Here is a 3,553-nt window from a genome sequence, read left to right as displayed (position 1 = left end):
CTTGCCATTCCTGCGTTTCGCGCAGGCTGCTTAAGCTCGTCCCTGTAACGCAAAAATCACGTGTTTTGAACCACGCCGGCGTGTCGTTGATGAACAGCGCCTTCAGGTCGCCGTCGGGACAATACAGGCTGAGCTGTCCGCGCTTCTTCAAGCTCGCGTTGTAGTCACGCGCATTCGTCACCCGGTAGCCCGGCTTGGCTCGTTTGCGCGGTTCGCCACTCTTCAGTCTTGCCTTGTAAGGCATGAAAGCTCGCCAGTCGGATTGATCACTGGACTCTTTCTACCCGACCCTCGGCCGCCGTGCAAGTGACCCTGCTGAACAAAGCCCGTCACCGGCAAAGGCGGCAAGATCGCGCGGGTGGCGCTGCCGCCGCTCGCGTGGGAGGCACTGGCCCGCTATCTGGCCCAGCGCCAGTTGCCGACGACTGCTGCGCGCTGGCGGCCGGACACGCCGGTCATCGGCAGTCTGGAAGCCGACAGTGACGCGGCCATCAGCAGCGTGCGCATTTGGGGCGTCCTCGAGCGTTTTCTGCTGCTTGCCGCCAGTGCGATCGAGACCGATCACCCGCCGCTCGCCGAAAAACTGCGCCGTGCGAGCCCGCACTGGTTGCGGCATACCCACGCCACCTTCGCGCTGGCGCACGGCGCCGAACTCACCACGGTGCGCGACAACCTCCGGCACGCTTCCGTCTCGACAACCTCGATTTACTTGCACAGCGATGAAGTGAAGCGCGCGCGGCAGATCGGCGAGGCTTTTACCCGGAGGTGAGCGTGCCAGCGCGTGTTACGGACGGGCCTTTTCAGGAGCCGTCCGGTGGTCGGCTGTCTTTTCGAAAACAGCCGGATTGCCACGCCCCGCCGGATTGGAGGTATGAACCCGTCAAGGGCGGTCCGAAATGCTCCGCCTACGCGCGACGCTCATGCCGAGGAGCCAGTATTATCATGTCGACGATAATCGCTGGGCATCAGCGGGCCGATACAAGGCTCCTTTGCCCGCGCAGGAATTATCGCCACGCCAGACAAAGCACTAAAACCACTCATGGAAACACTTGATTCTGAGCCGCAAATCCTGGCGAATGGCCGCGGCGTGTCATTCGGCCTCGCAAGACGGGGCGCCACGGTCGAATGCCTCATCACGATTGCAGCGCTCGAAGCCTGCTTCTGGCTTGAACCTCGCGCCAGCGACGCCCGGGTGCTGAAGACCTTCCGGGACGGATACAGCCGCATCCGCGCAATCGCCGAACGCAAGCTGCTCGCACATCCGTGCGCACGCCTCGAACTGACGCCGGACGATTTCAGGCGCCACTGATTGAAGCGAACGACGCAGGTGATGCCGCATCGCAATCCGCAAGGAGATCACGGGTTGCTCGAACTTCGCATGCCCTTTTTGACGCTGAGCGATGTCGTCGCCTGCTATCCCATCCTTCTGCCAAACGGGGTTGCGGCGGAGCTGAGCTCGAGGCCGTGACCGCTTGACCGTTAGTTGCACCGCCGTCGCTGCGGCGGGTTGCGGGGACGCGGCCAGCCGCAATCCGTTGGGTTTCCGTGTTGGGCCTTGTGCCTGATGAACCGCTCGCCTGCGGCGATCGTCCCAGGGAAAAAAATCCGTGGCGGCGCACTAATGGGTTTGCGCTTTGGCGATTCAAAGGGCGGATGACGGCGCAGTCCGGTCGTCGGCGCCAGCTTTCCGATGCCGGCAACTCGGCCTTAGCTAACGTTGGGCCGGGCTGGGTTTTGCGTCCGCAATGCGGCGGATTCCTGACGGCGGCGGCGCCGTGCAGCAGACGGCAGCTTTCAGTTTCGGCGAACTTACACTTTCCACCCTTCTCCGCCGCATGATGCCGATGACGGTCTCAATGGGTTCAAAGTAAAGATCACAGCGCAAGCTAAGACCATTTCCATGTTTTGACCGTCCGCAGTCACTCATCGCTGACCGATAGCTCCTCGTCCAAAGCGTGGAATTACGGTCAATTTGGCGTCCTTGTCGCCGCCTTGCCTGCCATGCCTTCGATAAACTCACCAAGACTGTCGACGATTTTGCTAGGATCGAAGTAAAGAAGGCGAGGAGATTTTTCACTTCCTCGTTCAATAAAAAATAAACCGAGAGTGGAATATTATGATCAAAGGTTTGTCGCGAATCAAAAAATTTGGTGTTTTCGACGACTATGCGAAACCAGCAGGCCTAAACGAATTTGGCGCGGTCAACATCATCTACGGATGGAATTATTCGGGCAAGACGACGTTGTCGAGGCTCTTCCAGTGCCTGGAAACTAAGGCGACTCACCCGGACTATCCCGGAGCGCAATTCGCGTTGGTTGACGACGACGGCTCATCGGTCAATCAATCCAACGTGGGCGCTTACGGCGGCGTCGCCCGAGTATTCAACTCGGATTTTGTCGAGAAAAATTTGAGTTGGAACGGAGCGACATTTCACCCCATTTTGTTGTTGGGCGAAGACACTATTGAGGCGCAAAACAAAATCGCGGCGAATGTGAAGCTCATTGAACGGTGCCGGATAGCATATGCGAAACACCGAAGGTTGACCGATGAAACCGAACAGCGGATGAGCCAAGATCGGACCGCTGGAGCCAAACAGATCAAAATTCGCCTTTCGCTGGTCGAAGCGTTCACCGCTTCGCACCTCAACGGCCTGCTAGCCAGCTTGAATGCAAGCAAAGCGGCCGCGGCGCAACTCAGCGAAGAGGACCTCGCGGCGTGCCTGAAACAAGCCCTCGCTTCGGACAAAGACAAGCTTGAACCGATGCCTTTCGTGCGCCTTCAACCGACGCTTTCTGCGTCAATCGCGAAATGCACGCCGCTGCTTCAAAGAGTACCGCAATTGTCTAGCACAATTGAATACCTTAGGGAGAACCCCGCCGTCGCCAATTGGGTCGAGCACGGGCTGACACTGCACAGCGACGCGAAAGCTTGCGAATTTTGCGGCGGGGAACTGACCAGCGAGCGCATGGGCGCGCTTCGCGCTCACTTCTCCAAAGATCTTCTCAATTTCAAGAACGAACTGAGCGCCGCCAAGAAGTCCGTCGACTCGCTGCAGTTGGAGCTAACACCTCTGCAGAAATCGAGTTTCTATCCAGACTTTCGCGAGCAAGCAGGCGAAGCGCATCGAGAGCTGCTGGGTGCGGTCCGCACCTTCAACGATCAGGTACTCAAACTCTCCGCATCAATGGCTCGCAAGCTGGCGTCGAGTTTTGAGGGAATGGGGCTTCCGCAGTTGTCGGACGAACCTGAGAGAAACGTGGCCCGACGAGTGGCAGCGTTCAATGAAATCGTGGCGGCGAACAACGCGATCGGCGAGAGCTTTGGCAAGCTGAAAGCCAGCGCAGTAAAAAAAGCGAAACTGCATTTCGCCGCCGAGTTTTTCGTCGCAGAACGCGACTCGGGCATGGCGAAGCGTCTCGCTCTGCATGTCTCGCATCGTGAAAAGATGGAGAAGATTGGAAAAGCGTTAAAGGCCGGGCGGCCTCAAAAGCGAGGTGCAACACTTATCTCGTATAAGGTGTTGCAATGCCCGACAAAACTACTTCTACTTCAT

Annotated in this window: 3 protein-coding genes and 1 pseudogene; 3 read left to right on the top strand and 1 reads right to left on the bottom strand. The window is 58.2% G+C overall.

Annotated features, from left to right (window positions below; translation table 11 throughout):
- The coding region (locus EVC45_RS43905; RefSeq protein ID WP_211193593.1) for a hypothetical protein at nucleotides 1-244 on the bottom strand (244 nt) is incomplete at its 3' end.
- 84 nt (nucleotides 245-328) lie between these two features.
- Between EVC45_RS43905 and EVC45_RS43895 the strand changes: the two are divergent.
- The 3 genes and pseudogenes from EVC45_RS43895 to EVC45_RS43885 all read left to right on the top strand — a co-directional run.
- Nucleotides 329-769, top strand: a pseudogene (locus EVC45_RS43895) (tyrosine-type recombinase/integrase); the annotation flags it as partial.
- A 270-nt stretch (nucleotides 770-1,039) separates the two neighbouring features.
- The gene (locus tag EVC45_RS43890; protein WP_129964268.1) at nucleotides 1,040-1,309 is read left to right on the top strand and encodes a DUF1488 family protein; all 270 of its coding nucleotides are present in this window, start codon (nucleotides 1,040-1,042) and stop codon (nucleotides 1,307-1,309) included.
- Between the two features lie 807 nt (nucleotides 1,310-2,116).
- On the top strand, nucleotides 2,117-3,553 hold a 1,437-nt coding region (locus EVC45_RS43885), incomplete at its 3' end, for an AAA family ATPase (RefSeq protein ID WP_168991670.1).

The organism is Paraburkholderia sp. UYCP14C (assembly GCF_004197395.1).
Lineage (GTDB): Bacteria > Pseudomonadota > Gammaproteobacteria > Burkholderiales > Burkholderiaceae > Paraburkholderia.
This window is presented reverse-complemented; position numbering and strand designations above follow the sequence as displayed.

Excerpts from the sequence above, each read along its gene's own strand:
- EVC45_RS43890 (WP_129964268.1), top strand. The coding sequence starts at position 1,040 with ATGGAAACACTTGATTCTGAGCCGCAAATCCTGGCGAATGGCCGCGGC.